The 4,058-nt window shown below is 39.8% G+C and carries 3 protein-coding genes; all 3 read left to right on the top strand.

Features of this window, described 5'->3' with window-relative positions; translation table 11 throughout:
- The first annotated feature begins 102 nt into the window (after positions 1-102).
- The 3 genes from ACOVQ4_RS07725 to ACOVQ4_RS07735 all read left to right on the top strand — a co-directional run bounded on the left by ACOVQ4_RS07725 (position 103) and on the right by ACOVQ4_RS07735 (position 3,858).
- The gene (locus tag ACOVQ4_RS07725) at positions 103-603 is read left to right on the top strand and encodes a lipocalin family protein (protein ID WP_421820078.1); all 501 of its coding nucleotides are present in this window, start codon (positions 103-105) and stop codon (positions 601-603) included.
- Positions 604-938: 335 nt separating this feature from the next.
- A complete protein-coding gene (locus ACOVQ4_RS07730; RefSeq protein WP_421820079.1) occupies positions 939-2,000 on the top strand; it encodes a glycoside hydrolase family protein in 1,062 nt (353 codons plus the stop codon).
- A 52-nt stretch (positions 2,001-2,052) separates the two neighbouring features.
- Positions 2,053-3,858: a rhamnogalacturonan lyase gene (locus ACOVQ4_RS07735; protein ID WP_421820080.1), complete on the top strand. Its 1,806-nt coding sequence runs from the start codon at positions 2,053-2,055 to the stop codon at positions 3,856-3,858.
- Positions 3,859-4,058: the final 200 nt, after the last annotated feature.

A 4,058-nucleotide genomic window follows, 5' to 3' on the forward strand; every position in this document is an offset into this window, starting at 1 on the left:
TGAAATCCTTTACATTCTATTTTGCGTACTAACTTAAGAGGTTTTGAAAAAAACAAAATCTAAAAGGCTGAGTTTTTCGTATTTTTCCAAAATGAGAAACTTATGAAATACATACTTGCTTTTACTTTGTTTTTAATGAAAACCAATTTTGTACCAAATGTCACCGTTGAGAAAGTTGATTTGAGACGCTATTGCGGTGTCTGGTATTCACTGTATTCTTTACCCACTATGTTTGACCGTAATACCCGCGAAACTACTGGGTATTATACGCTCAACAGCAAGGGCTACTTTGATGTAGTCACTACCTACAAAAAGGGGAATGATGAGGAAGTTCATTCTGTAAAATCCAAAGTTTTTCCTGTAGCTAACACCAATAACTCCAAATTAGAGGCGCAGTTTCTATGGCCATATCGAGTGGATTACTGGATTATCGAGCTTCCCGAAGATTATTCTTATGTAGTAGTGGGGCATCCTGAATATAAATTTTTGTTTATCATGAGTCGTAAAAAGACAATGCCTCAAAAACAGTTGGAGGATATTATTGCGAGATGTAGAGCAAAAGGCTATCCTGTCGAAAAATTGAATTCTCAGAAGCATGATTAGTATACTTCTTGTGAAATTTATTTCCTGAAAAAATCTCCTATTGAAGCCCTTACTTAGTAGAAATAGAGCAATTGAATCTTTTAGGTTATATAGCGTTATTCGTTAGTGTAGAATTAATTGTGATTTAGAACTGTACCAAGGATTTAAAACAATCACGGATTTGGGATTTCTGATTTCGGAAATGAAGTAAGATACCTTTATTTTTTTACAAAATATAGAAGTCTACACTTCCGAAATCCAGCATCCAATATCCGAATTAAACAGTTTCTAGAATCCTTCATAACTCGCAACTACCAATTTCCTGATCTAAAAATTGATATTTATCTCTAAACAATATGCTTTCTAGAAGAACCTTTTTGGCTTCTTTGGGAGTTTTGCCATTGACTGCATTTAGCTTTGGAAAACCCAAAACAAAGGTTTTACCTTTATCCGATTTTGTTAAACATCTCGAACCAGTTGGTCGTCGATTAGAAATAGAAGGGTATTATGTTTGGTGTGCTTCACCGATTATGGCTCCAGATGGGAAAGTACATGTTTTCTTTTCGAGATGGCCAGAAAAATATAAGATGGGCGGTTGGATTCACAAATCCGAAATAGCTCATGCTGTTGCTGATTCTCCTACCGCTCCCTTTAAAGTCACTGGTACTATTCTTGCTCCAAGAGGCGAAGGATTTTGGGATGCCACTACCTGTCATAATCCTCATATTCAGTTTGTAGATAACCAATATTGTTTGTTTTACATGGGAAACTCCAACGGTAAAACAGATACTAAGCGTATTGGTTTGGCCACCGCGCCGAGTCTCGATGGCCCTTGGACTCGCTACGACAAACCGCTGTTGGAAGCGGGTACCGAAGGCGCTTGGGATGACCACTGTACCACGAATCCCTCTTTTGTTAAACACCCGAATGGAGAATATTGGTTGTACTACAAATCTTGGAATACAAAAGAATATCAAGAAACTCAAGGTGCTATTCGTGGCAATCGAAAGTATGGTTTAGCAATTGCCAAAAACCTGATGGGGCCTTATCAAAAATATAAAGGAAATCCGATTATAGATTTTTCAAAAAAAGGAAACAATGCCCAAGTCGAAGATGCTTTTACTTATTTAGAAAAAGGCAAATTCAAAATGCTTACCCGTGATATGGGCTATTTTAACCATGAAGTAGGTTTAATGATGGAGTCGAAAAATGGTAAAAACTGGAGCAAGCCTACCGTATCTTTTTTCCCAGCTGAAGCCTATCTTGTTGAACCTCCCGCACCTGCCCACCTCAAGCGATATGGTCGGTTTGAACGCCCTCAACTACTGATGCAAAATGGTAAACCAACCCATCTTTTTACAGCTCTCCAAGGAGGGAAATATGCGACCTCTAGTTGTTTCGTTTTCCGCTTGAGCTGAAATTTTATTACAAAATTCACTATTTTCTTTACCAATAAACCTGATTTATTTCATGAAAAAAATCTTAACTACAGTATTGCCCTTTGTCGTGGGCTTGCTGCTATCTTCGGGTGCGATGGCACAATACCAACTCGAAAATTTGGATAGAGGCTTGGTCGCAGTACGGACTAGTCCCAAATCTGTTTTTTTGAGTTGGAGAATTCTTTTGACTGACCCAAATGGCTTGGCCTTCAATCTTTATCGTGGAAAGGTAAAACTAAATACTAATCCTATTGCATCCATTTCTAATTGGATAGATAGCAGCGGAGTTGACGCTGATGAGTATAGTGTTAGAGCCGTTTTGAATGGCAAAGAGCAAAAGGCCTATTCGACCAAAGTAGAAGCACAAAATTTTATTGAAATCCCACTCCGCATCCCTACAGGAGGCACAACTCCCGACGGGAAGCCTTATACCTATTCCGCATCAGATTGTTCGGTAGGCGATTTGGATGGTGATGGCCGATATGAAATTGTACTAAAATGGGATCCTAGTAACTCAAAGGATAATTCACAGAAAGGTTATACAGGCAATGTCTACTTAGATGCGTATCGTATGGATGGGAAGCAGCTGTGGAGAATAGATTTAGGAAAAAATATTCGTGCAGGAGCACATTATACACAGTTCATGGTCTTTGATTTTGATGGGGATGGTAAAGCCGAAATTGCCTGTAAAACTGCTGATGGAACTACCGATGCTTCTGGTAAGATTATAGGAGATACCGAAGCCGATTATCGTAACGAAACAGGGTATATTTTGAATGGCCCTGAATTTTTGACAGTTTTTGAAGGTATTTCTGGAAAAATTCTTGATTCTGTACCGTTTACGCCCGAGCGTGGAGAAGTGGGAGCTTGGGGAGATAAATACGGCAACCGAGTAGATAGGTTTATCTCTGCAGTCGCGTATTTGGACGGCAAACATCCAAGTTTAATTACTGGAAGAGGTTATTACACTCGTTTGGTTAGAACTGCCTGGGATTTTGAAAGAGGTAAAATCAAAATGCGGTGGAATTTTGATTCAAATGATTCAGGAAATGAAGCGCATCGAAGTATGGGAAATCACCAAATGAGTATTGCCGATTTGGATGGCGATGGCAAGCAAGAGGTAATTAGTGGCTCATCTGTGATTGCTTCGAATGGTAAAAGCTTTTATGCCAACGGCCTCGGGCATGGCGATGCCCTGCATGTGTCGGATATGGATCCAACCAGAAAAGGCCTCGAACTTTGGCAATGCCACGAAGAACCCGCCAAGTACGGCGAATACGGTATGGAGTTTAGAGATGTTCAGACAGGCAAGCCTATTTGGGGTGTGTCGGGCGAAGGTAAAGATATAGGGCGTTGTATGGCTGCTGATATTGATCCTACTCATTATGGATATGAGGTGTGGGGCTCGGTAGGAGGGCTTTATGACTGTAAAGGAAATCAAATTAGTGCTACCCGACCTCGTTCCATGAACTTTGCAGTTTGGTGGGATGGCGATTTAACTCGTGAATTATTAGACGGAAATCATGTAGATAAATGGGATTACCAAAATGGACAATTGGTACGCCTATTCACAGCCGAAGGCTGCTCTTCTAACAACGGTACAAAGGCGACGCCTGCCGTTTCAGCAGATTTGTTTGGCGATTGGCGAGAGGAGGTAGTATTGAAAAAAAGTGATAGCTCAGCGCTTCGCATTTTTACTACGACAATTCCAACGACTTATAAAATGCCAACTTTGATGCACGATGCGCAATATCGTGTGGCAATCGCTTGGCAAAATTCTGGCTATAACCAACCTCCACATCCAAGTTTTTATTTGGGAGAAATAGCACCGAAATAATTTGAAAATTTGAAAATGTGTTGATTTGAAAATGGTTAAATACCTGAATAGAAGTCATTCTGTATTTTGGGATACCTTGCTAGAAATATTATAACGGTTAACCAAACATGAGTCATCCCAAGTTTTAAGATTGGGATTATACTCCATAATTTTCAAAAAAAAGGGTCGGAATATATTTCCCGACCCTTTTTTGAGGCTAT

Source organism: Flectobacillus sp. (genome assembly GCF_049240685.1).
GTDB lineage: Bacteria > Bacteroidota > Bacteroidia > Cytophagales > Spirosomataceae > Flectobacillus.

Bases quoted from the DNA above. Each gene is read 5' to 3' on its own strand.
- ACOVQ4_RS07730 (WP_421820079.1), top strand. From the start codon at position 939: ATGCTTTCTAGAAGAACCTTTTTGGCTTCTTTGGGAGTTTTGCCATTG.
- ACOVQ4_RS07725 (WP_421820078.1), top strand. From the start codon at position 103: ATGAAATACATACTTGCTTTTACTTTGTTTTTAATGAAAACCAATTTT.
- ACOVQ4_RS07735 (WP_421820080.1), top strand. From the start codon at position 2,053: ATGAAAAAAATCTTAACTACAGTATTGCCCTTTGTCGTGGGCTTGCTG.